The organism is Nonomuraea sp. NPDC049758, assembly GCF_040674635.1.
Classification (GTDB): domain Bacteria; phylum Actinomycetota; class Actinomycetes; order Streptosporangiales; family Streptosporangiaceae; genus Nonomuraea.
On record NZ_JBFAMZ010000018.1, the window covers coordinates 175,086 to 201,315 of the forward strand.

The window sequence follows — 26,230 nt, forward strand, 5'->3', positions numbered from 1 at the left end:
GTTGTTACTTCCCAACCTCATTCGTACGCCACTCCGGGCGCGGTGTCCGATCAGCGGGTCCGGAACGGTGGGGGTGGCCCTTTGGCCTCCTCGATGATGGGTGGTGTCAGGTCCGGGAAGCCGGAGGTGTGCCAGGTGGCGCCGGTAGGAGTGACGGCGAACCCTTCCACGCCGGAGAGCCCTTCGATCCAGGCCCGGGCCGCCGTGCCCATCGCGAAGGCGGCGGTGGCGTAGGCGTCGATCATGGTGAGGCCGGTGCCGGTGAGGGTGATCGAAGCCAGGTCCAGCGCGGGCCGGCCGGTGTGGGGGTTGGTGATGTGCGGCCCGCGTTCGGCCGTGCCGGAGGTCGCCACGGCCAGGTCGTCTCCGGCGATCACCGTGGCGGTCGTCCCCGGGCGCAGGGGGTGGGCGACCGCGATCCGCCACGGCCGGTCGGGCGCGGGTCTTCCCGCGCACTGGAGGTCTCCGCCGCCGTTCAGGCAGTGATTCACGGCTCCGCAGCGGGTGAGGATGCGTGACGCCTGCTCGATGGCCCATCCTTTGACCAGACCGGACGGGTCGAGGTGGCCCGAGGGACGGGTGGTGAAGTACCCGCCGGACACCTCCGTCACCGACGCGCACAGTTCGAGGACGTCGGCCACTTGCGGCGGGCAGTCGTCCAGGCCGATCTCGCCTGCGCCCAGGCGGCTGACGGGGCTGTCCGCGCGGTAGGTCGAGAAGACGGCGTCCACCTGGTGCAACCAGGCGACGGCCTCGGCGACGGCGTGCCGCCCGTCGCCGAACGGGGGGCGGAGGTCGAAGGAGAAGACCGTGCCCATGACGTGCTCGACGTGTCGCATCACAGCCCGGCCCGGTCCAGGGCGCTCTGCAAGGATTGGACGTAGCCCTCGCTGGTGTACGTGGCCCCGGAGACAGCGTCGATCTGGGCCGATCCTGCGGCCAGCGCCTCGTCATTGAGCGTCGGCAGCGCCTGGCTGTTGATGGCGATGTCGCGATGATTGCCGTCGGGGGCCTGGAGCACCCGGATGCCGGCCATCTTGCCGCCGGCCAGGACGAGCTCGATCTGCACGGGCCCCCAGCGAGTGGTGGCGACGTCACCTGTGATGACCTTGTCCCCGCCGGTGGCGCCTGCGACGGCGCCCGGCCCGGTCCAGGTGCCGCTGACCTGCGGGACGGTGGCGTCCTGCCGGGGAATCGAGGCGCTGTCTGCCTTCCCGTTCTCGTCCTCGCTGTCGTCGTCCACGTCCTTCTGCCGGCGGCCGGCGGGAGGCTCGCCGGCGCTGGACGGCGGGGCGGTGGCCTGGGAGACGGCGGACGGCGGGGACGCCACCGTGGTGAGCTTGTGCGGCTTGAACGACAGGAGCAGCACCAGGCCGACGGCGGTGACGAGGATGGCGAACATCGCTCTGCGCATGGGGATTCCTCAGAACTCGAACGACTCATGATGGATGTGGCGATCCGGTATTCCGGCGGCGCGCAGCGCGGATACCGCCGCGCCGGTCATCCCGGTGGGGCCGCACACGTAGACCTCGTGCCGCGCCAGCTCGGGCACCAACCTTGCCAGGACCTCCGGCGTGAACGGATCTCCGACCTGGTCGCGCGGGCCGACGCAATAGTGCAGGGCCGCCTCACGCCGGCCGGCGATCTCCTCCAGCTCCGTACGGAACACCAGATCCTCTTCGCTGCGTGCGCGGTAGAGGAGGGTGAGATCGCCGGGCGCGGCGGGGATCGACTCGAACAGGGCACGCAGCGGGGTGATGCCGACCCCGCCTGCCACGAGCAGCACCTTGCGCCCGCGGCGTCGCCGGCCAGGGGTGAACGCGCCGCTGGGGCCTTCGGCGACGACCCAGGTGCCCGGTCGCAGGCGAGCGAGACGTCTGCTCTGGTCTCCCAGGTCCTTGACGGTGATGCGCAGTTCGTCGGGCTGGGGGACGGCCGACAGCGAGTACGGGTTGGCTGACCACCACAGATCCCTGGTGAGGAACCGCCATCGGAAGAACTGACCCGGCTCGGCCTTCAGCCTGTCCAGGCGGCGGCCGGAGAGGTGGACGGAGACGACGCCCGGCGCCTCCGGCTCTACCCGGTCGACCCTGAGCCGGTGCCGCAGCGCCTGGCGGATCGGAGTGAGGAACCGGTACCAGGCGAGCACGGCCGCGACCCCGAGATAGAGGGCGTACCAGGCGGCGCGGGCGACGGGCGAGCCGACGAACTCGCTGCCGGTCGACAACTGATGCCCGAAGGCCAGCCATGCCGCCAGATAGGTGTAGAAGTGCAGATGGAACCAGGTTTCGTAGCGCAGGAGCGGCCGGATCGCGCGTGCCGAGATGATGCCCACGCCCACCAGGAGCAGTACGGCCACCGTGGCCGCGAGCACGTCGGGGTACGACAGGTTCAGCGTCACCGTCTCGCTCGCCACGTCGGTGCCGTCCGCCACGGCGTAGCCCCAGATGATCAGCAGCGTGTGGGCCGTCGCCAGTGCGACCACGTAGCGACCGCCCATCGCGTGCCAGCGGGCGAGGCGATCGGAGCCCACGCCGCGCTCCAGCGGCGGGATCCTGGCCATCAGCGCGAGCAGCACGGCGATCCCGTATGCGGCCAGCAAACCGGTGATCCGGCCGGCCCCGCTGAGCCAGTCCCCGAGGCCGGCGACACGTGGGGTACCGGTCCACCACAGGCCCAGCACGGCCGGCACCCCTGCGGCGATGACCGACAGGACGGCGGCGGGACGGGCGCGGACGGCTCCACGCCGCCCTGTCCCTGTCCCTGCCCCGGTCGCGACTCGTCCGGCCGAAGCGATGCTCACGATCGTCCCCCTTGGGCGGAGTTCCTTCTCCATCGCGAGCACACTGCCAGCCGAACTTCTCTGTTCCCTCTGAACGAGGCATATCCCAGCCGTTCAGAGGGTTCTCATAGGTGAGACTGAGGGTCCGCAGAGCGGACAGGGGGATCCTGATAGACACCATGCAAGCCAGCGCCCGTGAACTTCCCGAACTGCGCCGCGCCGACGGCGCGCCCGTTCGCGTGCTCGTCGTCGAGGACGAACCCGACCTCGCCGAGGTGCTCGGCACCGTGCTGCGCGAGGAGGGCTGGCAGGTCCGCACCGCGGGCGGTGGTGCCGTCGCCGTGAACGTGGCCCGTGACTTCCAGCCGGACGCGGTGCTGCTCGACATCATGCTGCCCGACCTGGACGGCCTGGAGGTGCTGCGTCGCCTGCGGGCCGACGCGCCGCAGGTGTGCGTGCTGTTCCTTACCGCCAAGGACGCGGTGGAGGACCGGATCGCCGGGATCACGGCAGGCGGCGACGATTACGTCACCAAGCCGTTCAGCCTCGCGGAGGTCGTCGCCCGGGTGCGCGGCCTGCTGCGCCGAGCCGGCATGGCCCAGATCGCCGAGGGGAGCCGGCTGGTCGTCGGCGACCTGACCATGGACGAGGACGCCCGGGAGGTGACCCGCGCGGGGGAGCTGGTGGAACTCACCCCGACCGAGTTCGAGCTGCTGCGTCTCCTCCTGCGTAATCCGCGCCGGGTGCTCAGCAAGGCCCAGATCCTGGACGAGGTCTGGTCCTACGACTTCGGCGGCCAGGCGCACGTGGTGGAGCTCTACATCAGCTACCTGCGCAAGAAGATCGACTCCGGGCGCACGCCGCTGATCCACACGGTGCGGGGCGTGGGTTACGTGCTCAAGCCATCATGAGACCGCATACCCTCCGCGGCCGGCTGATGGCCGGAGTGCTGGTCCTGCTCGCGCTGGCCTGCGCCACGATCGGCGTGGGCACCTCGATCGAGCTGGAGCGCTTCCTGGTGGACCGGCTGGACCAGCAGTTGTCCATGGCGGCCGGCCGGTTCGCCGTCACACTGGAGCACCGCCGGGAGGAGGAGCGCGAGCGCGGCGACAGCCGTGGTCAGTCGATCGGCACCCTTGGCGTGCGCATGGTGAACGGCCAGGTGATCAACGCAGCCGTGGTCCGGTCCCGCAGCGCGGACGACGCCGAGCCGAGTCTCTCCGCCCAGGACGTCGCCGCCTTGGCCGCCGTACCGGTGGACGGGCGCGGCCATGCCGTGGAGCTGTCCGAGCTGGACGACTACCGGGTCATGGCGACCCGGGGCAAGGACGGCGACGTGCTCATCGACGGGCTCCCGATGGAGGGAGTCGAGGCCACGGTGCACCGGCTGATCTTGGCTGAGTTGGTGGTGTTCGCCGTGGTGATGGCCGCGGCGGGGACGGCGGGCGCGCTGTGGGTGCGGCTGTCCCTGCGGCCGCTGCAGCGGATGGCTGCCACGGCGCAGCGGGTCAGCACGCTTCCGTTGTCCAGCGGTGAGGTGGCGCTGCCCGACCGCGTGCCGGTTGAGGACCAGCGTACGGAGATCGGCCGGCTGAGCGAGGCCTTCAACCGGATGCTCGGGCACGTGGCCGACGCGCTCACCCGGCGGCACGCCAGCGAGCAGCGGATGCGGACCTTTGCCGCCGACGCCGGCCATGAACTGCGAACCCCCCTGGCCACCATTCGGGCTCACACGGAGCTGGCTCGCCGTCATGCCGCCGAGTTGCCGGTCGCGGTGGGGCACTCCTTGGAGCGGATCGAGGCCGAGTCGGCACGGATGGGCACGCTCGTCGACGACCTGCTGTTGCTCGCCAGGATCGACGCGGGACGGTCGCTGGCCCGCGAGGAGGTGGATCTGACCCGCGCGGTGATTGACGCGACCGGCGACGCCCGAGTCTCGGCCCCCGACCACCTCTGGCGACTGGAACTGCCGGAAGACCCGGTGACCGTGATCGGCGACGCCGCGCGTCTGTACCAGGTGGTGGTGAACCTGCTCAGCAACGCCGCCCTCCACACTCCTCGGGGCACCACGGTGACGGTATCCGTGCGCGTCCTGTCAGAGGAGGTGGAGCTGACCGTGACCGACGACGGGCCGGGCATCCCCGAGGAGATCCAGCAGGAACTGTTCGAACGGTTCGTCCGCGCAGACAAGGGCCGCTCGCGTGCCGTGGGCGGCAGCGGGCTCGGGCTGGCCATCGTCAAGGCCGTGACCCTCGCCCATGGGGGAGCCGTGTCCATCCGGAGCCGGCCAGGCCGTACCGCCTTCCGCGTGACTCTCCCCGCCGCCGCGAGCCGTTCTGAGGCCGGACCGCATTAGACGGTCGAGCGAGGCCGACGACTTGCTCACCGTGGCCACCCTCTACTGGGCCACCAGCAGCGTCGGTTCCTCCTTCCGTCCCTACTGCGACCTGGCCCTCACAGGCGTCGCAGCGTCCCATCGATGAGTTCCCACCCGTCGATTTCGTGATTGGCGTGCGGCGTTCATGGGCGCCGAGCCGTCCGCCTGCCTACGCGCGGCCGGCGAGGGTGTGGGCGACCAGGGCGTTGGCGTGGCCGTGGCCAAGGCCGTGCTCGGTCTTGAGCCAGGCGACCAGTTCCATGTGCTTGGTCAGGGGCGAGGTGTTGATGAGGTCGATCCAGTCCTGGACGGGACGTCCGTACCTGGTCTCGATCGAGGGGAAGTAGCTGGCGGGGTTGCCCTTGGCCGGTGCGGTCATGTTCTGAAGCTCCGTTTCTGCTGATGAGGGTCAGGCCAGTGCCGTGCGGATGATGTCGGCGCTGGTCAGAGGGTCCGTCGCCAGGCCCTGATGGTCGCCGGGGAACACCAGCGGCACAGTGCCGAGCCGGTCGGCCAGCGCCTTGGCCGACAGGGCGGGGACGCCGTCGCCGGAGGCGGCCCCGACACCGACGGAGATCGGAACGGAACCGGCGCTCAGCGCGGCGACGTCCGGCTCGAAGCGCAGCACGGGCAGCAGGACGTGGCCCAGGAAGTAGTCGAGGTTGCCCTGGATGCGGCCCATCGCCTCCAGCGCTTCCGGGGCCGCGCTGGTCGTAGGTGACCACGGTGTAGCGGTCGGCCAGCATGGCTGCCAGTCCGGCCAGCGTTCCGGCGTCGGCGGGGGCGCCGGGGATCATCAGCAGGAGCGGCCCTGATCCCCGCACCTCGTAGTGCAGACGCGCACCGGGCACCTGGAGCGTCTTGGTCTCGGCCTTGGTCTGGACGTCGTTCATGAGGGTTCCGTTCTCGGTCGGTGGGGGTGAATCGAAAGGGGGATCAGGCAGGCCGGTAGGTCAGGTCGAGGACGCCGTTGGTGAAGGTGACCGACCGGCTCAGCTCCAGCGGGACCGGCGGGGCTCCCTCGGGGAACAGGCGCATGCCGGTGCCGACGACCAGTGGGTGCACCAGGAGCCGCAGTTCGTCCAGCAGACCGGCTGCCAGCAGGGCGCGGACCAGGCTGATGCTGCCCGACAACGTGATGGTGCCGCCGGGCCGGCCCTTGAGTTCCTTGACCGCCGCGACCGGGTCCCCCTCGATCAAGGTGGAGTTGTTCCAGGTGACCTGGGTCAGGGGCGTGGAGGCCACGACCTTGGCGATGCCGTTGATCGCCTCGGCCATCTCCTCGCTCAGGTACGGGAAGTGCCACCGCTCCGGCGCCTCCACCACGCCGTCCAGCGAGACGAACAGCCCAGCTACGACCTTCCGGTTCATTTCACGAACTCCTGACCAGGTACCGCCACGGCAACCTGCATCAGGCGCTCGTGGAGGTGGGCACCGAACTGGCCCGCGCCGGAGGCCCGGACGCGGTCACCCTGCGCGAGGTCACCCGGCAGGCCGGGGTCGCCCCCAACGCCGCCTACCGGCACTTCCCCAACCGCGACGCCCTGGTGCAGGCGGTCTCACTCCGAGCCATGGCCGAACTCGCCCACGCCATGGAGGCGGACCTCGCCGCCCTCGATCCGACCGGCGACCCGGCCCGGACCGCCCTGGCCCGCTTCCGCGCCGTCGGCACCGGCTACCTGCGCTTCGCCCGCACCGAACCCGGCCTGTTCCGCGTCACCTTCTATGTCCCCGACGACATGACCCGGGCCCAGGTCCCCGCCTCCGCCGGACAGGGCGGCCTGACGCCGTTCCAACTGCTCGGCGCCGCCCTGGACGACCTGGTCTCCTGCGGCCTGATGTCCCCCCAACGCCGCCCAGGAGCCGAGTTCCTGGTCTGGTCGTGCGTCCACGGCCTGGCGGTCCTGCTCATCGACGGCCCCCTGCGCGGACTCCCCGACGAACTCGCCGATCCAGCCGTGCACGACCTGATCGACCTCATCGAAAAGGGCCTGCGACCGGACGCCAAGTAGTTCAGATCTGGCGCAGGGCGCCGCCGTCCACGCGATGACCCGGGCCACGTCCTCGGGTCGAGTTCGGCAAGAGCCGGCATTTCTTACCGAAGCACCGCCCGCTGCCTGAACGGATCCCACTTCACCGCGACGACCCCCTTGTATCGCTCTGCGAGTCTGTGGCGCAGATCCTGGTCGAGGGTGTTCGTCTCGACGACGACCCGGTTGGCCTCCTCGTCGATCCACCCCGAAAGGACGGCGGGCTCGTCCTGCAGCTCATCCGCGTCGAACACGCGGCTCAGCGCCGCTTGACTGTTCGTCACCCGGCGCACCTCCGGCACGATGTCGTACCTGACCTGTCTCCCCTCGGACCAGTACGTCCCCGAGAGCACCGCAGCGGCCAGCGCGCGTCCTCGCGCCGTGACGTAGGGGGCGACGAGCCGGTACGGTCCGCCATGGGCGATGTACGGCGGAGCAAGGTCGTCCGGATGCGCCTCGGCCCGCTGCTCCGCCAGTGATTGCGCTCGGTTGAAGGGCTCGATGCCCTCGTAGGACCTGAGCATCACGGGCGAGACGGGCTCGTAGTACACCTCGGCCGCGTCTGTCGTGGCCGGCTGGATGACCACGCGCAGCTCACCGGGCAGGAACAAGGGCGCCGCCGTGACGGCGTAGACCAGGAGCAACATGAAGATCATCCTGAGGCGCATGCGCGCAGAGTGTAGCGGGAGGCCGCACCGCCGTTACTGAGCCCGTTTCCTCGTCGGCGGACGCTGCTTCCGGGGCGGGGGCCCGGCCGGGTTCCGCGTCACGTCTCCTGTCCCGGGTGCGGTGTCCTGCGTCCAGCGGCGGCGGTAGTCGCCGGGGGTGGTCCCGTACTGCTGGCGGAAGGCCAGGTGGAAGCCGACCGCCGAGTGGTAGCCGACGCGTTCGCCGATCCGGCTGTGGGGAAGCGTGGTCTCGCTCAGCAGGCGTGCGGCCTCCTGCATGCGGCGGGCGGTCAGGTGCCGGATCGGCGCCTCGCCGACCAGTTCGCGGAAGGTCGCCGCGAACGCTGAGCGCGACATCCCGGCCTGGGCCGCCAGCGACTCGACCGTCCAGGGCTCGGCGAACCTCGTCTGTACGGCGTGCAGCGCCGCCCCGATCGCCGGGTGACGCAACGCCCGCAGGACCGGCGAGCCCTCGGCCATCGCGCCCAGCGCCGCCCGCAACGCCAGCACGAAGACCAGCTCGAAGGCGCGCAGCGCGACCAGCGTCGCGCCGGGTTCGGCCAGGTCCCATTCGCCGGCCAGCCGTCCGAGGGTGCCTCCGAGCAGCCCGTGACCTTCCAGCGTGGCCCGGTCGAGCACCAGGACGGGCGGCAGCGCCCGGTAGATCGGCGAGCCGGCGGCCCGTTCGTAGTGGAGCCCGCCGCACAGCAGGACGGTCCGCTCGCCGGGCCCGCCCAGCTCGACGGTGCGCACGCCGCCCTGCGGCCGCTCGGGCAGCACAGCCGCGAGCGGCACGGCGGGACGCCCCGGCCGGTCGCCCAGCCGGTGGGCGCTGCCGTGCGGGAAGACGGCCAGGTCCCCGGCGCGCAGCAGGACGGGCTCTGCGCCGGGCAACTCGACGGCGCACGTGCCCTCGTGCACGTAGTGCAGCAGCGCGCAGTCCTCGGCCTCGCCCGCGACGCCCCAGGGCGACCCGGCCTGCCAGCGGCTGTGGAAGACGCCCTCCAGCCGCAGCGGGGCCAGCAGAGCGCTCAGCAGGTCACCATCCACCGGACGATCCTTAAATAAACCGATATTTCGCTTTATAGAGCGTATCGCCGACTCGATAGAGGCTGTCCGGCATGACCTTTCTTGTGATCGGCGCGGCAGGCGCCCAGGGCGGCGCGGTCGCGCGGCGGCTCGTCGCCGAGGGGCACACGGTGCGCGGCCTGACCAGGAGCGGCCGAGTGCCGCACGGAGTGGAGCCGCTCGCCGGCGACCTCGGCGACGCCGAGGCGGTGAAGGCGGCCTTCGCCGGGGTGACGCACGCCTCGGTGACGCTGCCCATGGTCTACGAGCCGGACACGGTGGCCGCCCACGTCCATCATGTGCGCGACGCCGCGCTGGCGGCCGGGGTGCGGCGGCTGGTGTTCAACACCGCCAACCGGCTGCCCGAGGCCGCCACGCAGGTGGCGGCCTTCGAGACGCGCCGGTGGGCGGTGCGGACGCTGCGGTCGGCCGGGCTGCCCGTCGTGGTGCTGTGCCCGCCGGTCTACCTCGACAACCTGGCCGCGCCGTGGGTGACGGGGCCGCTGGCGGCCGAGGGCGTGCTGCGCTACCCGCTGCCCGCCGACCTGCCGGTGCCCTGGCTTTCGCACGACGACCTGGCCGCCGCCACGCACGCCGCGCTCGTGCGTGACGATCTGGAGGGAGCCGTGCTGAGGCTCGGCGGGCCCGACGCGGTGACCGGCGACGAGCTGGCGGCCGCCTTCGGGGCCCGTTACGCCGCGCAGGATCCGGCCGAGTTCGAGTCGGGCCTGACGATGGCGCTGGGCGCGCCGACGGCCGCCGCGGTGGCGGCCACCTACCGCTGGGCCGCCGCCGACCGCGACCTGTTCGCGGCCGACCCCGCGGTGGCCGAGCTGCTGGGTCTCCGGCTGACGCCGCTACGCACCTGGATCGCCGCCCAACCCTGGGCGAACCGGTGAACGGCGTCGAGGCGGAGATCGTCCGTCACCACGAGGTCATCGAACGCTGGCTGACCGGCGCCGCCGCGCGGGAGGAGTTCGCCCGCTTCGCCGACGCCCACGCCCCCGGCTTCACGCTCATCACCCCCGACGGCCGGACGCTCACCCGCGACCAGGTCCTCGCCGAGGTCGAGACGCTCCACGGCAGGGCGCCAGAGCTGACCATCGAGATCCGCGACGTACGGATCATCGCCTCCGACGGCGCGCTCGTGGCGGCCACCTACCAGGAGGTCCAGCCGGATCGGACCCGGCAGTCCACCGTGGTCCTCCAGTCCGCCACGTGGCTGCACCTGCACGAGACCTGGCTCCCGTGATGTCCGGTGCAGGTTCGAGTCGTGCTCGTGGCGGGCGCCGACGCGTTCAGGACGACTTCGACGCCTGGGAGGAGCTCAGCCGCTCCACCGACTTCCACCGAAGGCGGCGTGACGGTCGCCAGCCAGCCGAGGGCCTCACCAGCAGGTCAGGTCGGGGTTGGGGGAGGGGCCGCAGGGTCCTTGGTTGCCGCCGCCGTCGGCGACCGTGCCCGGAGGCGCCCAGATCAGATAGCCGGCATTGCCGGTGCCGACGAACACGTTGTCGGAGACGGGATCAGGGCCGGCCCGGTTGCTCCCGTACGAGTTCTCCGCGAGGAGGCCGACGGTTCTGTTGCCGTTGAACACGATCTTGTGAACGATGAGGTGCTTCAGCATGGAGCGGGAGTGCAGGCCGATGTCGTTGCCCGTGAACACGTTGTACTCGATGGTGTTCGCGTCCTGCGGCAGGAAGGTCTCGCCCGCGCCGATGCCCGCGGTGGGCGAGTTCGTGAAGACGTTCCCCCGCACGAGGTTGCGGCGGCTCTCGTCCGACAGGCCCATGGGGAAGGCGTCGAAGACGTTGCCGGTGAAGACGCTCCGGTCTGTGGCGCTGACGTACAGGGACCCGCCGGTCAGGGCGCTGTTGCGGATCGTCGAGCCGGAGCTGCGCACCAGGACGGTCTGCCCGGTCACCGAGCACCGGTCGGCCGTGAGCAGCCCGTCGACCAGCCTGATGCCGGACAGCAGGCAGGCGTCCCCGCGGGTGCCGGTGAAGGTGACCGTGCCCGGCCAGACGTCGACGGGGGAGAGCAGCCGTACGTCGGTGGCGGTGAGGACGGTGCCGCCGTAGCCGCCGTAGATCCCGTAGGTGAAGCCGGTGATCGTGCCGTTGCGGAGCGTGGTGCCCGTCCGGCCGGCGACCATCAGCCCGTTGCCGGTGCCCGAGCCGGTGATCGTGTGGCCGTTGAGGTCCAGGTCGACGTTGTCGGCCCCGATGGTCAGGGCGCCGCCCGGACAGGTCAGGTCGGCGGTGAGCGTGGTGCTGGTGGTCAGGACGTCACCGCAGGCCACCGCCGAAGTGGTCGCTCCCGCGGGGTTCGCCGACATCAGGGTGGCCGATAAGAGGAGCAGGCACGCGGCCGCTCCGCGCGCGATCGCCACCTTGGGTGCTCCGGGCATGATGATCTCCTGTCGGTCCATGGAACAGGGGGTCGTGATCAGAAGCAGGCGCGAGATGATCCATGCGGGGGAGCCACTCGATCGCGACCGGCGAGTGGGAAAACTGTGGCCGCCGCAGACGTAACGCATCACACCGTGTGCCGTTGAGTGGGATCACCGCGAGCGGGGGTCGTACTGTGCGCCGACCTACGTCAGCGCGGCGGATCGGACCGTCGGCAGCCGTTGGCGAGGGTGGCTCGGAGCCGGTCGTGCTTGAACTGGTATCTGGCTCCGGCGGTGCGCAGCACATGACGTCGGTGGGCGTCTTCGAGGAACCGCATCCCACGCAGCGGAAACAGCCTCCGCATGCGGAGCTGGGCGAAGAGCAGGCCGGTGCGCCAGACGTCGGAGATCGCCGCGATGGAACCAAGGGTGATCATGATGCCGAACCCGGCGGCGGTGACGATCCCGGCCGGCAGGCCGTGGGCACGGCCGTTCTGGAAGCCCAGCGCCATGCTGATGGGGATCGCGGCGCTGCACGCCACCAGCAGGGCGCGCCGGCGGTCCAGGCGCCAGCGCATGAGGGGAGTGGGCGGGGTGTCGATGTCGGCGATCGGGCGGGCCACGCTGACCATGAGCCCGAACCCGAAGGCGGCGATCAGCCCGGCGAACGTTCCGTGCGGCGGCGTCTTGCTCAAGCCGTAGGCCAGCCCGATCGGCCCCCCGATGGCCGCGGCGGCCAGCAGATCGACGCCACCCGGACGCAGCCTGCTCCACCAGGAGCCGGTGCCGGACGTGGAGCGGATGCGGGTGGCCGCGTGCCCGGCGACGGCCGCCGCGACGATCCCGGCGGCCAGGCCGTACGGGTAGGTGCTCTGGTTGCCCACCGCCATGGTCACCACCACGAAGATCGCCAGTCCGGCTGCGGTGTTGAACGCCGGGCGAGGCCATCGGCGCGGCAGCCGGGCGGGCCGTCCGCCGAAGGCGGCGCTGAGCTTGTCCGCCCAGCCGGAGCGGGGATCGCGCAGTTCGGAGACCAGGCCGGCCAGTAACCCGAAACCCCCGCCCATGAGGGCGCCGTACCACACGCCGAACGCCGTTCCGGTGTCACCGGCGACCGTGTACCGCCCGATCGGGCCGAACACCAAGGCGCCGATTCCGCTCATCAACAGCATTCCGGCAAGGGCGTTGATCAGGCAGCGCTCCCACATCGGTGCCCAGTGGTGCATCTGCCACCATGCCAGGTCGCCGCGGCCCATCCGGGTGGCCAGAAAGCCGAGCCACCTTCGAGCCTGCTCCGCTGAAGGGCCGGACCGGTGTGGCGGGTAGGTGGCGGGAACGACGCGATCGAGCAGGAAGTCCTCGGCCTGCTCGCGCGTGCTGAAGCGGCCTGGCCGGAGCAGGTCGGCGGCGGCGTGCGGGTCCTCCCGCAGGAGGGTGAGGGTCAGTGGCGTGTCCAGTGCCTGGCTGACCGGGTCGTCGGGGTGCTGCCGGAGACGGTCGATCAGTCGGCTCATGGAGTCGTCATCGGCAAGCCGGTCGGGCTGGTGGTCCTGCAGATATCTGATCGCTTGCTCACCTGCGACCGGCAGGAGCTCCACCGCCGCGGCGCCGTGCAGCGGACTGGTCCTCGCCTGTACGGCGGTGCTGAAGTCGTCGGTGCGGGCCAGCAGCAGGAGCCGGAAGGAACGGCGCTGCCGATTGATGTGGTGCAACGCCTCGATCTGGCGAGGCTGGTCCATCTCGTCGAAGCCGTCCAGGAGGAGCGAGACCATGCCGTGGCGGACCAGTTCGCCCGCTGCGTCCGGGCCGTATTCGGGGGAGGTGAGGAAGTCGTAGGCGGTGGCGAGTTGCCGGGCGAACCAGTCACTGAGACCGTGGCGCCGGGGATCCCAGTCGCAGGCGTTCAGCAGCACCGGAACCGGCGTGCTCATGGCCTGCTGGAGGGTCAGGCGGACCCGGTGATCCAGCGCCTCCAGCAGTAACAGGATGGCTGTCGCGCTCTTGCCGGTGCCGTGGTGACCCATGACGACGATGCGGCCGGAGCCCAGCCCCGCGTACAGGTCGAACAACCCGGCGAGCCCGCCGCCCTCGACCGCCTGCGCCGTTGCCTGCTGGACGCCGGACAGCGGCATGAAGCGGGGCCGCTGCGGGTCGTCCAGAGCCACGCGCAACCGGCTGGCGACGGGCCGGGAGGTTCTCACCCAGCGCGGGGGGATCGGCGGCGGGTTGTCCAGTCCGCGATCGGCCGCCTCGTCCTCCCACTGCACCCGCAGCCTTCTCGCCAGCGCGTTGGCCGCCCTGGCCAGCCGGACGCGATCCTCGCCCTCAGGCGCGATCCTTGACAGAGCAACGTCGTCCGGACCCGGGCGACATCGTTCCTGAGCGAGATCAGGGGGAGACGCAGCCATCTCCGGACACCTTTCCTCCGGCGGGCCGGGTTCGGACTTCTTCTTCATATCACGTGCGGTGTCCGCCGTTTCATTTCCACCGGCAGCCATTGGCGCAAAGATGCCGCGGCCGCCCGTGCTGCGAATGGGGACATCGACGGTGTCGGACACCCTGGATTCGGCGAGCACGGTTTTCACCGAGCCGCCGGTGGCCGCTTCGCGCATTGTCCACGCATGATGAGCGCGGCGCGCAAGGTCGAGGAAGGCGGCGTGCTCGGGGTGGCGGACTTCCAGTCCTGCCCGGACGAGCACGGAGGAGATCAATGTCTGGCGCGGGAAATGCCGCTCTTTGCGCCAGTGTCCAATGGTGGAGGCACTCAGCTCCAGCGCCTTGGCCAGGTCGATGTCCAATGGCTTCCCGCCGCCCTCACGGTGGGCCTGCCGCCGATTTGCATGCTCGGAGCGTCGGGCCGCCTCCTGCACGTACCCGAAGAAGCGGCCGAAGAACTCGGCGATGGCGTCATCTTCCTCGCTCGGTGTCCGATTAGTTCCGACCATGCCTTGTTCGACCTCCTGGTTCTCGGTGGGCAAGTCAGGGCATTTCCATCTCCACCGTATCGCGTCCCGGTGCGGCGCCGCTTTCCGGCGGAAGCGTCCGGCCGCTGCTCCGCCAGCACAATTGCATGTGCAATGCAATTGTGTTGGGGCAGGTCGCGGGCGTTGCCATTTGCATTTGCGCCCTTTCCGGCGGAAGGGCTTTACGGTTCGAGTCAAGCGATGATCTCCTTTCCGGGACGCCGATCACGGCGGTCGGCCAATAGTGCGACCCCGGGCGATTGACGCGCTCGGCCGTCGGCGAACCTGCCGACCGCTTGGGAACACAAAGGGAGAATCACCATGCAGAGCACAAGGAACGTCAGATGGGCCGCCGCTTCGTTCGCGGCGGCGGTTCTCGCCGGCAGCCTCACGATGACGGCATCCGCCTCTGCCGAGGCTGCCGCCACAGCGCCGTGCGGTCTCAGCTACACGACGGGCGACGTGCCCGGCGGCCCCCTGAAGATCGTCTACTACACGATCCGCAACTGCCACGCCTACACGGTCAAGCGCAAGCTGGATATCGCCGGAACCACGGATGAGCCGTGTCTCACCATTCCCGGCGGAGGGACCGTTTCAAGGACGCGGGTCATCGCGGGCTGGGCGGGCGTCAGAGGGATGAAGCCCTGCTGAGTCCGCGCACCAGGCACTGAGAGCGCGACTCGTTCGCCACCGGGGGCCGGCCTGTCGCCTGGCCCGCCCCCGGGGGCAGGCCGAACCGCTGCACCTACGCCAACGTCTCGCCTCTGACCACGACGGCCGGACCGCAATGCATCGGGCAGCTGCAGAAACGTAACCGCATTCAGGGGGCCGGGGCCAGGCATGCAAAGACGTATTCAATACGGCGGCGGCATGCCGGGGAAGCCCCGGCCAGGTACTGGGGGAGTCGCTTTCAACGAGGTCGGCGGAGACGCGGGATTCATCGACACCGCCGCGTTCGTCGCCCGACTGCCAGGACGCCGAAAGGTGCGGCTCGCGCTCTTCGGACAACTCACTTCCTGGCTGCTGGATCTCGCCGATCTGCACGCCGGTCGGGGGCGTGGACCAGTGGGAATGTGAAGAGCGTACTATGGTTGCGCAGCATCACGTAAGGAGCGGCTCGTTGAATGAGGCCATCAAAGAGCGACTGCCCGAAAAGGAAGCTCCACCAGTTGTTTGGCGAACGCTCTGGACGCTGTTGTTCGTGGCGACGCTGCTTCTCGCAGCGCTGAGTGAGCTCATCCCTGTATACGATTATGCATGGGATGACATGACTCCAGAACGGGTCGACGAAGACGCACTGACGGTAGTACGGCTCCTGCTCTGCTTCGCTTATATCCCTGCAATAGTATCTGCCGCCCTGCCGGTCAAGTCGCGAACGTTGCGGATCTGCTCGGTAGTGCTGGGCTGCGTCATCTCGGTGCTGTTGATGAGGCTTCCAGGGTGAGGGGCAGAATCGACATATACCGATTGTCCTCGTCCGCCTCACGTGAGGCGGACGAGGACAATTGCGGTTCGCTCTCGGTGGCCCCATCAGACCGATAAGCCGGCGGCGGCCGTCTCCTCTTGTCCTCCTCTACAGCACGCGGACGTTCTCGGCCACGTAATCGAAGCTGTCCTGTGACCGTTCGACGACGTCGAACTCGACCTCGTCACCTGCCTCCAGAACGCGATAGCCACTCGCCGCGATATCGCTGAAGTGCACGAACGCATCACGATCTGCCGGAAGGTCGGGGGAGGAGATCGCTCCCCAACCCTTCTCGGCCAGGAAGAACTTCACCGTGCCTCTAGTCATGATCGTATTCTCGCTGTCCCTCTCTGGAACGACCACTGGGTTTCGAGGCGGCTCAAGGTCGCTCGGGTGGAGAACCAACGGCGGATCCGACGATCGAGAGAAACAGACGCTTGATGTCCGAGACCGCCGGACCGCTCGATGACGGACGAGCAGCTGATCTCGATGCTCGTGACCCGGCCCGTAGTGAGAGGCTGCAGCTGACCGGTGAGCGTGGCCTGCGGCAGCAGCCGACCAAGCGGGTGCTGGAGTCGGCCCTGGAAGGCGAGATCACCGATCACCTCGGCCAACACAGGTTCCGCGTTTCCGCAGGTCGCAGACGTGATGCGATGGCCGTCGCCGTAATGTTCGAACACCACGGCCGCCGGATGGCCGGTGGCCGGCCTCGACCACCCGGTGATCGAGAAGCTCAACCGCCGACGGGCAGCCGGCCGAGTGTGTGCATGATCGCGGCGTGGCCGGTGCGCAGGGCAGCGGCCGGGTCGGTTCCTGCCGGTCCCTGCCAGCGGAGGTAGACCATGGTGGTGCCATGGCGCACACCCACGGCGACATGAGCAATCGAGTGGCGGTCGGCGCCCTTGGGCCGACGCGACGGGTCGGCGTGCTGCACGGCGAAGGTCCTGATCTCGCCCGTCCAGGGGCCGCTGGTGAAGGGTTCGAGTCGGGGATCGATGCTGTAGGACTGTTCACCCTCGTCGGAGAGGCATGAGCCATCCCAGCTGAGCAGCCCGGTACGTGCCTGTTCGGCGCTCTGCTCATCGGGCAGGAACAGCACGTCCTCGCGGACTGACACCTCGCCGATCAGGCGACGGGTGACGGCGGGCGCTCCGTCGTAGGCGTTCTGCTCATGAAAGGGGTCCGCGCAGACCAGCTCATGCGAGCCTGGCGCGCTCCCTGGGACCGGCCACGACACCATCTCCTTCCCGTACGCAGAGGCAGGAGGCAGGGCCGCGGCCATCGTGGCCGAGGCCGACCGCGTGGCGGGAGCGGGCGCGGACCTGGCAGGGGCGCCGCCAACGGCTGCCAGCGCGGACGTGGCCGACGCAGTGCCCTGGAGCAGTACATGCGGGTCAGGCTCGCCGTCCATCTCGAACGGCCAGGCCCATGTCACCTCCGCCAGCAGCCCGCGCCGAGCGGCCACGATCGTCGCCTGGGCACCCGGGTCGCCGTGCTCCGTCCAGGAATCCGTGGTGACCAGGGCCTGCACGCCACGCCACCCCCACTGGTCGAGGTCGGTCACGTCCTTGAGCACGTCATCGCCGGAGCGGACGCACTCGGCGGTGCCACGGCGGGCCGTCGCGACCGCGCGGATCGCGGCCTCCGGGGAGGTGATCCAGAACCGCACCTCCAGCGGCTCGTCCAGTTCCGGGAGCAGCAGCTTGGCGCTGTAGGCGGGCACGCCCTCCGGCGGCATCCGAGTCTCAATGCTCTCCGGCCAGCACCACGCCAGAAAGGGGGTGCTCGGGAGGGTGACGTAGGGAGCGTAGGTGACGTCGTCGTCGAGGTACTCGTGCAGCCGGTCGGCGATCTCCTCGACCGAGGCGGCAGCTCGTGCCGGCATCGGCAGGGCGGGTGTCTTCAGTTGGTCGAAGACGCCGAGGGTGAACAACAGGGTGATGGCCGCGGCCGCGATACGCAACCCCCGGAGCCTGGCAAGATCCACAACAGGTACGACGCGGGGAGCCCGGCCGAAGTCGACCCAGGCGATGTCTTCGTATGGACGCCATGCAGCAGCGAAGATGCTCCGCCGGCGGCCTCACCGCACGTCCGTGTGACGGGTCCCGCCGGTGCGCGGCAGAAGCGGGCCCCGGGACGGCAGGGCCGCTGCTCAGTGGCCGCCACCGGCGGCGTGCTCCCGGCGGTCGAGGTCGGCCCGCAGCTGGGCGAGCCACTCCCGGCCTCTTCTGCGCCCGTCGGGGAGCTGGTCGTCGCGGTCCCAACGCCAGGAGACCGCGAGGGCGAGGCTGAGGATCCGGCAGTCGGCGAGCAGCGCGGAGTCGGCGCCCGGGTAGTGCGCGGCGACGTCCTCCGGAGCATGGGCGAGGTCGAACTCGACGGGTCCGTGGCAGGCGGTCTCCAGGTCGATGAAGAGCGGTCCGTCCGCGGTGGCGAGCAGGTTGCCGGGGTGCGGTTCGCCGTGCAGGAGCTGTTGCCGCGGGCCGCGGTCCAGGATCGCGCGGCTGATTCCGTGGAGGGTGCCGGTCAGCAGGGCGCGTTCCGCGGCGCCGAGGTCCGGGCTGACGGCGGGGTCCTCGACCACCTGGAGGGCGTCGGCGACGCGGTCGGTGAAGTGCGGTGCGGTGAAGTGCGGTGCGGCGTGGTCAACGCGGCGCAGGCCGGTGTGCGGTGCGGTGAAGTGCGGGGCGGCGAGGTTGATGCGGCGCAGGCCGGCGTGCAGGCGGGCCAGGGCGTCGGCGTAGGCGGCGGGCGGGTGGTCCTCGGGTGCGGCGGTGGGCTCGTGGTAGGTCCAGAGGGTGATGGCGAAGCCGTCGCGGACATGGACGCGCGGCTCGGTCCTCGGATCGGGACCCGCCACCGGGCTGTGGGTTTCGGCGAGGCGCCGGGCGAGCTCGACCTCGAAGTCGAGGCGGTGCGCGAGAGGCGCGACCCGGGCGAGGGTGCCGCTGGGCCGCAGCCGGACGGCGATCCGGTTGGAGTTGTGCAGCACAGTGGCGTCGTCGGCGCCCAGGCCGTACTCGGCGGCCGTGTCGACGGCCGCGGCCACCGCCCGCGGGATCTCGGTGTCCTTCATGTGTTCGGCGCCTCTTCCTGCTGGGGTCGATGTGTGCGGCGCAGGCCCTTGGGCCGGCCGGGTGTCTGATGCGTCGTGACCAGGTCAGCGGGGCCGCGCATGGCGGCCCCCGAAGCCGTGGTCGTCCCCCTGCCGACAGCCGGCCTGCTCGGGAGGGCGCGCGGCAGCGGGAAGGGGCCGAGGTGGCGGCGCCTAACGCTCGCCCGGAGTGACGACGCCGGATTCGTACGCCAATACCACCGCCTGGACCCGGTCGCGCAGCCCGAGCTTCGTCAGAATGCGCCCCACGTGGGTCTTGACCGTGGTCTCCGACAAGAACAACTCGCCCCCGATCTCGGCGTTGGACGCGCCTCCGGCCAGGCTGAGGAAGACTTCACGCTCACGCTCGGTGAGCACCTTGAGCACGGCGTCCGGGTCGGTGTCGGCCTTCGCGACGAGCCGCCCGATGAGCCGGCGGGTCGTGGCGGGCGCGATGATCGAGTCACCCCGGTGCACGTGCCGGATCGCAGCGATGATCTCCTCGCCTGGCGCGTCCTTCAGCATGAACCCGCTCGCACCGGCGCGCAGCGCGGCCAGGGCGTGCTCGTCGAGATCGAACGTGGTCAGCACCAGCACCTTCGGCGGGTCGTCCAGCCGCTGGATCTCCCTGGTGGCGATGACACCGTCCATCCGGGGCATGCGGATGTCCATCACCACCACGTCGACGCGCCGCGACTCCAGCGCCGACAGCGCCGACAGGGCCGCCAGGCCGTCAGCGGCCTCGGCGGCCACCTCCATGTCGGGCTGGGACCTGACGACCATGGCCAGGCCGTTGCGCAGCAGCTCCTGATCGTCGACGATCATGATCCGGATGATGGGAGACTCCTCGGCTCGTAAGGCAGGGTGGCCGACAGTTCGAAGCCGGCGCCGGAGCGTCTGCCGGCCTCCAGGGTGCCTCCCACCATGCTGAGACGTTCGCGCATCCCGGTCAGCCCGACGCCGGCCTCCCCGGCGGGCGGCCCGGCGCCGTCGTTCGTGATGGTGATGTGCAGCCTGTCCGCGCGCCAGGTCAGCGTCATGCCGGCGGCGGCCGTCGCCCCCGCGTGTTTGATCACGTTGGTCAGTCCCTCTTGGATGACACGATAGGCGGTCAGGTCGACGGCGGGGCGCAGCGGCCGGGCGTCCCCGACCTCCTCTACGGCGAGCCGGACGCCTGTGTCACGTACCTGGTCGAGCAGGTCGGAGAGATCGCCGAGGCCCGGTTGCGGAGTGGTGCCGCCGTCGGCGCGCAGCACGCCCAGGAGCCCGCGCATGTCGCGCAGGGCCTCGCGCCCGACCCCGGCGATGGTGGCGAACACCTCCGCCCCGGGCGAGCCGAGGTCGGACAGCCTGCCACCTTCGGCCTGGCTGACCATGACGGCGAGCGAGTGGGACACCACGTCGTGCATCTCGCGGCTGATGCGGTCGCGCTCCGCCCGCGCCGCCTCCTGCCGCTCCCGCGCACGGTCGGCCTCCGCGCGCTCGGCCTTCGCTCTGAGCTCGGACAGGAACAACACCCGGATCCGGCTGAGGCGGCCCAGCGACCACAGGCACGCCGCTGCGGCGACCAGGCCGACCGACAGCCCGATCCGCCACGCGACCAGCTCGTAGGAGCCCGACGAGCCGCCCCATGAGGCCGGATTCCACAGACGCGCCAGGACCAGGGCCACACCCGTCAGGGCGACACCCAGGCAGGCCAGGCTGGGCAGCAGGCCGAGCCGGCCGCAGGCCGTGTAGAGCAGCAGCCCGAAGACCAGCGTGCTCGGCAGCAGCACCGCCGGATAGTAGGCGCCGCCCGGGTCATGCAGCGGCGGTAGTGCCACCAGCAGCAGCATTGCCGCGGCGGCCAGGCCGTACGCCACCAGCGGGCGCAGCCGACGCGGAACGACGCACCCGTGCAGCACCAGCAGGCCGAGACCCGCGAGCAGGCGGAGCGACAGAGGACTGTCCGAGGCCCGGAGCAGGCTCAACGAGACCAGGCCGAGCGGCAGGAAGATCAGGACCGCGAGCAGGGCGTCGGTGCTCAGCTGATGCCGGTCGAGAAACGAGCCCACCGCGGCATCGGCGGATGACGGGGACTCTCGCACGCCCACCATTATGGTCGCCGTGCGTGGACGAGGTGCCGGCGGCGGGAGAGGTACGCCAGCGCGGCCACCGCCAGAGCCGCACCCCACAGCGGCCACAACATCTCCGGCAGCCAGGCCCCCGGTTCGGTGTTCGCCCCCGCGGGGCCGACCTGCTCGCCGGTGAGCTTCTTGCGGACGTACATCAGTCCGGCGGAGGTGACGGGGAGGGAGACGGCCAGAGCCGAGCAGGCCGGGAGCCTCGCCGGAATCGCACGTCCGCGCAGGAACGGCACCCAGCGCGGCCAGATCTCGCCCCACGGCCGGACCAAGCCGAAGGTCAGGCCCGCACCGATGAGACCGAGCGTGCTGAGACCGGCGCCGATCGGGGTGATCTCGGCGATGTGGGCCAGGAACTGGTCGCTGATCCCGACAGGCACGCCCAGCAGCCAGCCGAAGCGGGTGACGGCGTAGACGACGGGGACGGCGACCGCGACGGCGGTCGCGTACTGCCCGACCCGTAGCGCGCGGGCGGCGCCACCTGGCCGCCCGGTCCCTGCGATCAGCGTGCGCGTCCCCAGGAGCATCAGGCTGACGCCGGCCGCCATCAGGATGAGCAGGTTGACGCTCGGCCACGTGAGCATGGTGGCGATCATCGAGAACTCGGCCTGGCCGGCGAGCGCGGCGACCAGCATCACCGGCAGATATCCAGCGGTCATCATGATGCGCACGTCAGGCAGGAGCACCGCCAGGCCGGCGCCGACCGCGACGGCCACGGCGGCGGGGACCCGGTTGAGCGGTCCTCTGCCGGCGAGCACGGCGACGACGCCGGCCACCAGCGCCGACACCGCGAGCACGGCCCCGCCGGCTGCCGCCGGAAGAGGGTCGAGCAGGGTGTCGCCCGGACCCGTACGGCCGGCGTCGAAGGGATACGCGGGCCCTCCGAGAGCCCAGAGCAGGCTCAAAGGCAGATAGCTCACCGACCAGACCGCGACGATCACGGTCGGCACGATGGTGGGACGGTTCCGTGGGGGAGAGGTGTTCACCCGGCCCAATCTGCTGCCGCGAGGGCGTCCCGCACATCGTCACCGGGTCTCGGCCGGGTCCTCCGGAGGTCGCGACGGCGTCGTCCCTGAGGATGACCCTCGACCGCCCGTCTGCGAGCGCGGGACGCCCAGGCTGGAAGGCCCGTACCGTGGGTCAGCGGGAGCGGGTCACGGGCTGGTGATGACGCCGCGGGGGGCCAGGTCGAACCGTCCCTCGACGATGACGTTGTCGCCCACCTTGAGCCCGTCCCCGACGCAGCGGGGGTTGACGGTCGCGATGCGCAGATGGTCGCGGTCCTCCAGGAGGATCGCGCCGCTGGCGTTGTCGTAGGTGGCGTCGGCCTGCCCGGTCGCGGTCAGGACGCAGCCGTCGCTGCTCTCCACGCCCACGCTGACACCGGACACCCGGCCCGCGACCTTGCCGGTGCCGGGGTCGAACGCCGTCGCGTCGAACTTCAGCGGCAGGACGTCGGCCGTGACGTCCAGGGTGGCGCCCAGCGGGCCCGCGCAGGTGGCGCCCACGGGAGCGAAGGAGATGCCGGTGATGGAGATGACGCCCGCGCCGGGCAGGCCCGTGCCGCGGCGGGCGCTGACCTTGGCCTCGACGGTCCTGCAGGTCATGAACCAGCCGCTCTGGACGACCCTGGCCGTGATCTCGCCGGTTCCGGTCGCGATGCCGCTCATCGGGACGGTCCAGGTGGGCGCCTGGGCCTGGGCCTCGAACTCGACCGCGGCCGAGCTCAGCGTCATGGTCATGGCGAGGCCGGCGACGACGGCCGCGAAGGCGGTTCTGGGGGGCGTGAAGTGCTGGAACACCTTGGTCATGCGGGGCTCCCGAGAACCTTTCGACGAGGGCTGGACTGCCCCTGCGAGATGATCATGCGGCGGCCGGACGCGTCAACGGTTGCACGGAGATTGGCCACTTCTGGCCAATTGCGTCCATTTTCGCACACCTTTACTCACCCAAGGTAATGCGAAAAGTTCTCACCTTTAATGGGATCGTCCAGCCCTTACCTCCCGAAAAGGGACATAAGGCCCGATAAGGTGAAGACCGAAACCATCGAAAGGCAACCGAAACCGGGATTCGGTCTTTACTGGCCCCTTGACTTGCCGACCGTTTCTGCCGATCCTGGCGGCCACGTACAAGATCACCCAGCACAGGGAGCCCGATGGCCGGACCCGAGGAATGGCGAAGGGCGCGGCCTCTGGTTCGCCAGGCCCGTGACCAGCTCTGGGCGCGATTCCGCGACGACCCCAACGTCGTGGGCATCGGCTTCGGCCCGCCGACGCGCGGCGGCGAGGTGCAGGACACGCCCTCGTGCATCGTCCACGTCATCCGCAAGACGCCCGCGAACCAGCTGGCGCCCAGCCGCGTCCTGCCGAGGAGCGTCGACGTCGCGGGCTCGACCATTGAGACCGACGTGGTGGAGTCCGGCTACTTCTACGCCTACGCCTTCAGCGCCCGGGAGCGCCCGGCGATGGGCGGCATCAGCGTCGGCCATCCCAAGATCACCGCCGGCACCCTCGGCTGCCTGGTCAAGGACCTGCGCGACGGGGAGAAGATCGCCATCCTGTCGAACAACCACGTGCTGGCGGCGGAGAACGACGCGCTGGCCGGCGACCCGATCTACCAGCCGGGCCCGTACGACATGCCGATCTCGACGAGCAACAGGATCGCCACCCTCACCCGGTTCGAGACCCTGCGCTTCGACGGCTCCTACAACCGCATCGACGCGGCGATCGCGCAGCTCGACGACAACTGCGTCGTCTTCGACGACATGAAGGGCGACATGACCAGGCCCACGGTCGCCCAGCCCGCGGTCGGCCTGCTGTTCGCCGGGGGCACAACCCACACGATCCTCAACCCGATCAACGAGGTGACCTCCCGGCTCGGCATCGAGATGATCCACGGCCCGGCCGCCCGGTCCGTGCTGACGGAGGAGGACGTCCGGCCCGACGGCGCGGCGGTCCAGAAGACCGGCCGGACGACCGAGTACACCACCGGACGCGTCACGGCCATCGACGAGATCGCCCGGGTCAGGTACGACGCCGGCGTGGCGACCTTCGACGGGCAGATCATCACCACCGCCATGAGCCAGGGAGGCGACTCGGGATCGGTGGTGTGCCGGGGCGGCTCCGGCGGCACGTTCCTCTCCTTCGTCTGCCCCTTCCTGGCCACCGCCGAGGACCTGACCGGCGTGCCGTTCACCCAGGAATGGATGTCGATCTCCTACGCCCGCGACAAGTACCTCGCCACCACGCTGGTCGGCCGCTGGCTGATCGAGACCCTCTACCTGAACGAGCGGACCGCCATGGTCCGCTCCGGCGAGGTCAAGCCGCAGGTGCCCGACAGCGACCGGGCCTTCGCCCAGGCCCTGTACTCCCAGCACGGCGGCGACATGAAGCTCGTCCTGATGAACCCCGACCGCGACGACATCAGGGTCAGCGAGCAGTTCCTGCACGACGCCGAGGAGTCCCTGGCCAGGGCCCGCAAGTTCATGCTGCCCGACGAGGCGGCCGCGGCCGAGCAGACGATCGCGCTGGTGCGCGAGCGCGGCGTCGTCGGCATGACCGGCCGGCAGCTGATCAACCTGCTGGACGACCCCAACCTGCTGGAGAAGCTCAAGCAGATCGCGGCCGGCACGGGATCGCTGCTGGACCCCGATGGCTGACCGGCCGGGCGTCTCGGGGAGCATCGAGATCGGCCGCTGGCTCACCCACGAGCCCGCCGCCGACCTGCTGACCGGCCTGGACGCCGTACTGGACGACGCCGTGCGGTCGCACGACCCGCACCTGGCCCGCGCCGCCGCCCACCTGGTGGGCGGCGGCGGCAAGCGGGTCCGCCCCGCCCTGCTCTTCCTGGCCGCCGCGTTCGGGCCCGGCGCCGCACGGGAGGACCTGCTGCGCGTGGCCGCCGCCGTCGAGCTGCTGCACGTCGCCTCGCTCTACCACGACGACGTCATGGACCGCGCCGAGACCCGCAGGGGGGCGCCCACGGTCAACGTCCTGCGCGGCGACGCCGAGGCGGTCACCGCCGGGACGTTCGCGTTCGCGCGGGCCATCCGGCTGCTCACCGAGGTGGACGAGGTGGTCACCGCCTGGGCCGGCCGGTCGATGCTGGCCCTGGCGCTGGGCCAGATGCAGGAGGCGGAGAACACCTACAACCTCGACCACCGCCTCGACTCCTACGCCGAGATCGCGGCACGCAAGACCGCCGCCCTGTTCGAGCTCTCCTGCCGCGCCGGAGCCCACCTCGCGGGCGCGCCGCCCCAGGACGTGGACGCGCTCGGCCACTACGGCAGGGCGCTCGGCCTGGCCTTCCAGGCCGCCGACGACACCCTCGACGTCATCGCGCCGCAGTCGGCCCTCGGCAAGCGGCCCGGCACCGACCTGCGCGAAGGCGTGTACGGCCTGCCCGTCCTGATCTCGCTGCACCAGAGCGGCCCGGACAGCGACCGGCTACGGGAACTGCTGCGCCGCGACGACCTCGGCCCGGCCGAGCAGGAGGAGGCGTGCGCCAGGATCGCCGCGTCGGGCGGGATCAGCGGCGCGTCCGCCATCGCCCACGACTACGCGCACCAGGCCGTGACCCACCTCGCCGGTCTCCCCGCCGGGGACCCGAAGGACTCGCTGGCGCGCCTGGCCCGCTACGTCGTCATGCGGCCGTACTGACGACATGTGCCCGTACGAAGGAGCCGAGTCCATGGATCGACCACCCCACAGCCCCAGCCGGCGGGGCTTCATCAGGACGGCCGGCATCGCGCTCGGCGGCGGGAGCACGATGCTGGGCGTGACGGGCGCGGCCGCGGGGGCGGCGGACGTGACCGGGAGCGGCACGATGAGCCAGGCCCGTCAGGCGGGCTTCTCGGCCCTGGCCGAGACGATGGCCGGGCTGCGCACCGCCGGCGACCCCCGGGCGGCCGGCCGCCGGATCAAGGAGTGGTACGCCGCGGCGGACCCCGCCGGGCGGGTGGAGATCGACGCCGCCCTCGACGCCGTGCTCGACCTGCCTGGGGACTTCTCCTCGCTGGGCGCCCGCGACCGGCTCGCCCTCCTCGCCGAACAGCTCGCCGGCCCCCAGGAGAGCCGGATCACCGCCGCCATCGGGCTGGCCGTCGCCGGTCTCAGCGAGGCGGCCGGCAGCGGTCCCGGCAACGCCGCGATGGCCGGCCGCCTGTACGCCAGGACGATCCGCGCGCTGCCCGCCCAGTCCGCCGCCCGCCAGGAGCCGGAGACCCGCTCCGGCGGGGGCGCCGCCGTCTGCCCCGCTCCCAAGGGCTGA

At 70.8% G+C, this 26,230-nt stretch carries 28 protein-coding genes; 10 read left to right on the forward strand and 18 right to left on the reverse strand.

The genetic code is table 11. The features are described from left to right. Positions 1-50 precede the first annotated feature (50 nt). The 3 genes from AB0J46_RS37800 to AB0J46_RS37810 are packed head-to-tail and all read right to left on the reverse strand — an operon-like array spanning position 51 to position 2,803. Positions 51-839, reverse strand: a complete 789-nt coding sequence (locus AB0J46_RS37800; RefSeq protein WP_364339313.1) for an FAD:protein FMN transferase — start codon at positions 837-839, stop codon at positions 51-53. Beyond that, the gene (locus AB0J46_RS37805) at positions 839-1,414 is read right to left on the reverse strand and encodes an FMN-binding protein (RefSeq protein ID WP_364339155.1); all 576 of its coding nucleotides are present in this window, start codon (positions 1,412-1,414) and stop codon (positions 839-841) included. The genes AB0J46_RS37800 and AB0J46_RS37805 overlap by 1 nt, the downstream gene beginning before the upstream one ends. A gap of 9 nt (positions 1,415-1,423) precedes the next feature. Beyond that, entirely contained in the window at positions 1,424-2,803 is a 1,380-nt protein-coding gene (locus tag AB0J46_RS37810; protein WP_364339157.1) for a ferredoxin reductase family protein, read from the reverse strand. 158 nt (positions 2,804-2,961) lie between these two features. On the opposite strand from AB0J46_RS37810, the gene AB0J46_RS37815 reads away from it, so the two are divergent. Continuing rightward, on the forward strand, positions 2,962-3,693 hold the full coding sequence (locus tag AB0J46_RS37815; protein ID WP_364339159.1) for a response regulator transcription factor: 732 nt from the start codon (positions 2,962-2,964) through the stop codon (positions 3,691-3,693). After that, positions 3,690-5,138: a HAMP domain-containing sensor histidine kinase gene (locus tag AB0J46_RS37820; RefSeq protein WP_364339160.1), complete on the forward strand. Its 1,449-nt coding sequence runs from the start codon at positions 3,690-3,692 to the stop codon at positions 5,136-5,138. Before AB0J46_RS37815 ends, AB0J46_RS37820 begins: the two co-directional genes overlap by 4 nt. A 190-nt stretch (positions 5,139-5,328) precedes the next feature. On the opposite strand, the gene AB0J46_RS37825 is transcribed toward AB0J46_RS37820, so the two are convergent. The 3 genes from AB0J46_RS37825 to AB0J46_RS37835 form a co-directional block, all read right to left on the reverse strand. After that, positions 5,329-5,538 carry a DUF4287 domain-containing protein gene (locus AB0J46_RS37825; RefSeq protein ID WP_364339162.1) on the reverse strand — a complete coding sequence of 70 codons (210 nt, stop codon included), beginning with the start codon at positions 5,536-5,538 and terminating at the stop codon, positions 5,329-5,331. Between the two features lie 30 nt (positions 5,539-5,568). Further along, on the reverse strand, positions 5,569-5,841 hold the full coding sequence (locus AB0J46_RS37830) for a hypothetical protein (protein ID WP_364339164.1): 273 nt from the start codon (positions 5,839-5,841) through the stop codon (positions 5,569-5,571). A gap of 254 nt (positions 5,842-6,095) precedes the next feature. Further along, on the reverse strand, positions 6,096-6,530 hold the full coding sequence (locus AB0J46_RS37835; protein ID WP_364339165.1) for a dihydrofolate reductase family protein: 435 nt from the start codon (positions 6,528-6,530) through the stop codon (positions 6,096-6,098). 50 nt (positions 6,531-6,580) lie between these two features. Between AB0J46_RS37835 and AB0J46_RS37840 the strand changes: the two genes are divergently transcribed. After that, complete coding sequence (locus tag AB0J46_RS37840; protein ID WP_364339167.1) at positions 6,581-7,171, forward strand: TetR/AcrR family transcriptional regulator; 591 nt, start codon at positions 6,581-6,583, stop codon at positions 7,169-7,171. Positions 7,172-7,254: 83 nt separating this feature from the next. Here AB0J46_RS37840 and AB0J46_RS37845 read toward each other — a convergent pair whose 3' ends face one another. Together AB0J46_RS37845 and AB0J46_RS37850 are read right to left on the reverse strand one after the other, a co-directional pair. Further along, positions 7,255-7,857, reverse strand: coding sequence for a hypothetical protein (locus AB0J46_RS37845; protein WP_364339169.1), 603 nt, complete (start codon positions 7,855-7,857; stop codon positions 7,255-7,257). Between the two features lie 33 nt (positions 7,858-7,890). Beyond that, entirely contained in the window at positions 7,891-8,907 is a 1,017-nt protein-coding gene (locus AB0J46_RS37850; RefSeq protein ID WP_364339171.1) for an AraC family transcriptional regulator, read from the reverse strand. 71 nt (positions 8,908-8,978) lie between these two features. Here AB0J46_RS37850 and AB0J46_RS37855 point away from each other — a divergent pair, with 71 nt between their 5' ends. Further along, positions 8,979-9,824: an NmrA family NAD(P)-binding protein gene (locus tag AB0J46_RS37855; RefSeq protein ID WP_364339173.1), complete on the forward strand. Its 846-nt coding sequence runs from the start codon at positions 8,979-8,981 to the stop codon at positions 9,822-9,824. Further along, the gene (locus tag AB0J46_RS37860) at positions 9,821-10,177 is read left to right on the forward strand and encodes a DUF4440 domain-containing protein (protein ID WP_364339175.1); all 357 of its coding nucleotides are present in this window, start codon (positions 9,821-9,823) and stop codon (positions 10,175-10,177) included. Before AB0J46_RS37855 ends, AB0J46_RS37860 begins: the two co-directional genes overlap by 4 nt. Before the next feature lie 135 nt (positions 10,178-10,312). On the opposite strand, the gene AB0J46_RS37865 is transcribed toward AB0J46_RS37860, so the two are convergent. Both AB0J46_RS37865 and AB0J46_RS37870 read right to left on the reverse strand, forming a co-directional pair. Next, positions 10,313-11,335, reverse strand: coding sequence for a right-handed parallel beta-helix repeat-containing protein (locus AB0J46_RS37865; RefSeq protein ID WP_364339177.1), 1,023 nt, complete (start codon positions 11,333-11,335; stop codon positions 10,313-10,315). Between the two features lie 191 nt (positions 11,336-11,526). Beyond that, positions 11,527-14,295 carry a hypothetical protein gene (locus tag AB0J46_RS37870; RefSeq protein ID WP_364339179.1) on the reverse strand — a complete coding sequence of 923 codons (2,769 nt, stop codon included), beginning with the start codon at positions 14,293-14,295 and terminating at the stop codon, positions 11,527-11,529. Positions 14,296-14,601: 306 nt separating this feature from the next. Between AB0J46_RS37870 and AB0J46_RS37875 the strand changes: the two genes are divergently transcribed. Then, positions 14,602-14,931: a hypothetical protein gene (locus AB0J46_RS37875; protein WP_364339181.1), complete on the forward strand. Its 330-nt coding sequence runs from the start codon at positions 14,602-14,604 to the stop codon at positions 14,929-14,931. Between the two features lie 469 nt (positions 14,932-15,400). Next, on the forward strand, positions 15,401-15,724 hold the full coding sequence (locus AB0J46_RS37880) for a hypothetical protein (RefSeq protein WP_364339183.1): 324 nt from the start codon (positions 15,401-15,403) through the stop codon (positions 15,722-15,724). A 129-nt stretch (positions 15,725-15,853) separates the two neighbouring features. Here AB0J46_RS37880 and AB0J46_RS37885 read toward each other — a convergent pair whose 3' ends face one another. The 8 genes from AB0J46_RS37885 to AB0J46_RS37920 all read right to left on the reverse strand — a co-directional run bounded on the left by AB0J46_RS37885 (position 15,854) and on the right by AB0J46_RS37920 (position 22,773). Then, a complete protein-coding gene (locus AB0J46_RS37885; RefSeq protein WP_364339185.1) occupies positions 15,854-16,072 on the reverse strand; it encodes a cold shock domain-containing protein in 219 nt (72 codons plus the stop codon). Beyond that, complete coding sequence (locus AB0J46_RS37890) at positions 16,069-16,482, reverse strand: hypothetical protein (RefSeq protein WP_364339187.1); 414 nt, start codon at positions 16,480-16,482, stop codon at positions 16,069-16,071. The genes AB0J46_RS37885 and AB0J46_RS37890 overlap by 4 nt, the downstream gene beginning before the upstream one ends. Continuing rightward, on the reverse strand, positions 16,479-17,708 hold the full coding sequence (locus AB0J46_RS37895; RefSeq protein WP_364339189.1) for a hypothetical protein: 1,230 nt from the start codon (positions 17,706-17,708) through the stop codon (positions 16,479-16,481). Before AB0J46_RS37895 ends, AB0J46_RS37890 begins: the two co-directional genes overlap by 4 nt. A 189-nt stretch (positions 17,709-17,897) precedes the next feature. Continuing rightward, the gene (locus AB0J46_RS37900; RefSeq protein WP_364339191.1) at positions 17,898-18,821 is read right to left on the reverse strand and encodes an aminoglycoside phosphotransferase family protein; all 924 of its coding nucleotides are present in this window, start codon (positions 18,819-18,821) and stop codon (positions 17,898-17,900) included. 192 nt (positions 18,822-19,013) lie between these two features. Further along, positions 19,014-19,664: a response regulator transcription factor gene (locus AB0J46_RS37905; protein WP_364339193.1), complete on the reverse strand. Its 651-nt coding sequence runs from the start codon at positions 19,662-19,664 to the stop codon at positions 19,014-19,016. Beyond that, complete coding sequence (locus tag AB0J46_RS37910; protein WP_364339195.1) at positions 19,661-20,926, reverse strand: histidine kinase; 1,266 nt, start codon at positions 20,924-20,926, stop codon at positions 19,661-19,663. The genes AB0J46_RS37905 and AB0J46_RS37910 overlap by 4 nt, the downstream gene beginning before the upstream one ends. A gap of 8 nt (positions 20,927-20,934) precedes the next feature. Continuing rightward, on the reverse strand, positions 20,935-21,948 hold the full coding sequence (locus AB0J46_RS37915; RefSeq protein ID WP_364339197.1) for a hypothetical protein: 1,014 nt from the start codon (positions 21,946-21,948) through the stop codon (positions 20,935-20,937). A gap of 168 nt (positions 21,949-22,116) precedes the next feature. Further along, the gene (locus tag AB0J46_RS37920; RefSeq protein ID WP_364339199.1) at positions 22,117-22,773 is read right to left on the reverse strand and encodes a hypothetical protein; all 657 of its coding nucleotides are present in this window, start codon (positions 22,771-22,773) and stop codon (positions 22,117-22,119) included. Between the two features lie 344 nt (positions 22,774-23,117). Between AB0J46_RS37920 and AB0J46_RS37925 the strand changes: the two genes are divergently transcribed. The 3 genes from AB0J46_RS37925 to AB0J46_RS37935 are packed head-to-tail and all read left to right on the forward strand — an operon-like array spanning position 23,118 to position 26,230. Next, positions 23,118-24,620, forward strand: coding sequence for a hypothetical protein (locus tag AB0J46_RS37925; RefSeq protein ID WP_364339201.1), 1,503 nt, complete (start codon positions 23,118-23,120; stop codon positions 24,618-24,620). Continuing rightward, on the forward strand, positions 24,613-25,620 hold the full coding sequence (locus AB0J46_RS37930) for a polyprenyl synthetase family protein (RefSeq protein ID WP_364339203.1): 1,008 nt from the start codon (positions 24,613-24,615) through the stop codon (positions 25,618-25,620). Before AB0J46_RS37925 ends, AB0J46_RS37930 begins: the two co-directional genes overlap by 8 nt. 31 nt (positions 25,621-25,651) lie before the next feature. Next, positions 25,652-26,230: a hypothetical protein gene (locus tag AB0J46_RS37935; RefSeq protein WP_364339205.1), complete on the forward strand. Its 579-nt coding sequence runs from the start codon at positions 25,652-25,654 to the stop codon at positions 26,228-26,230.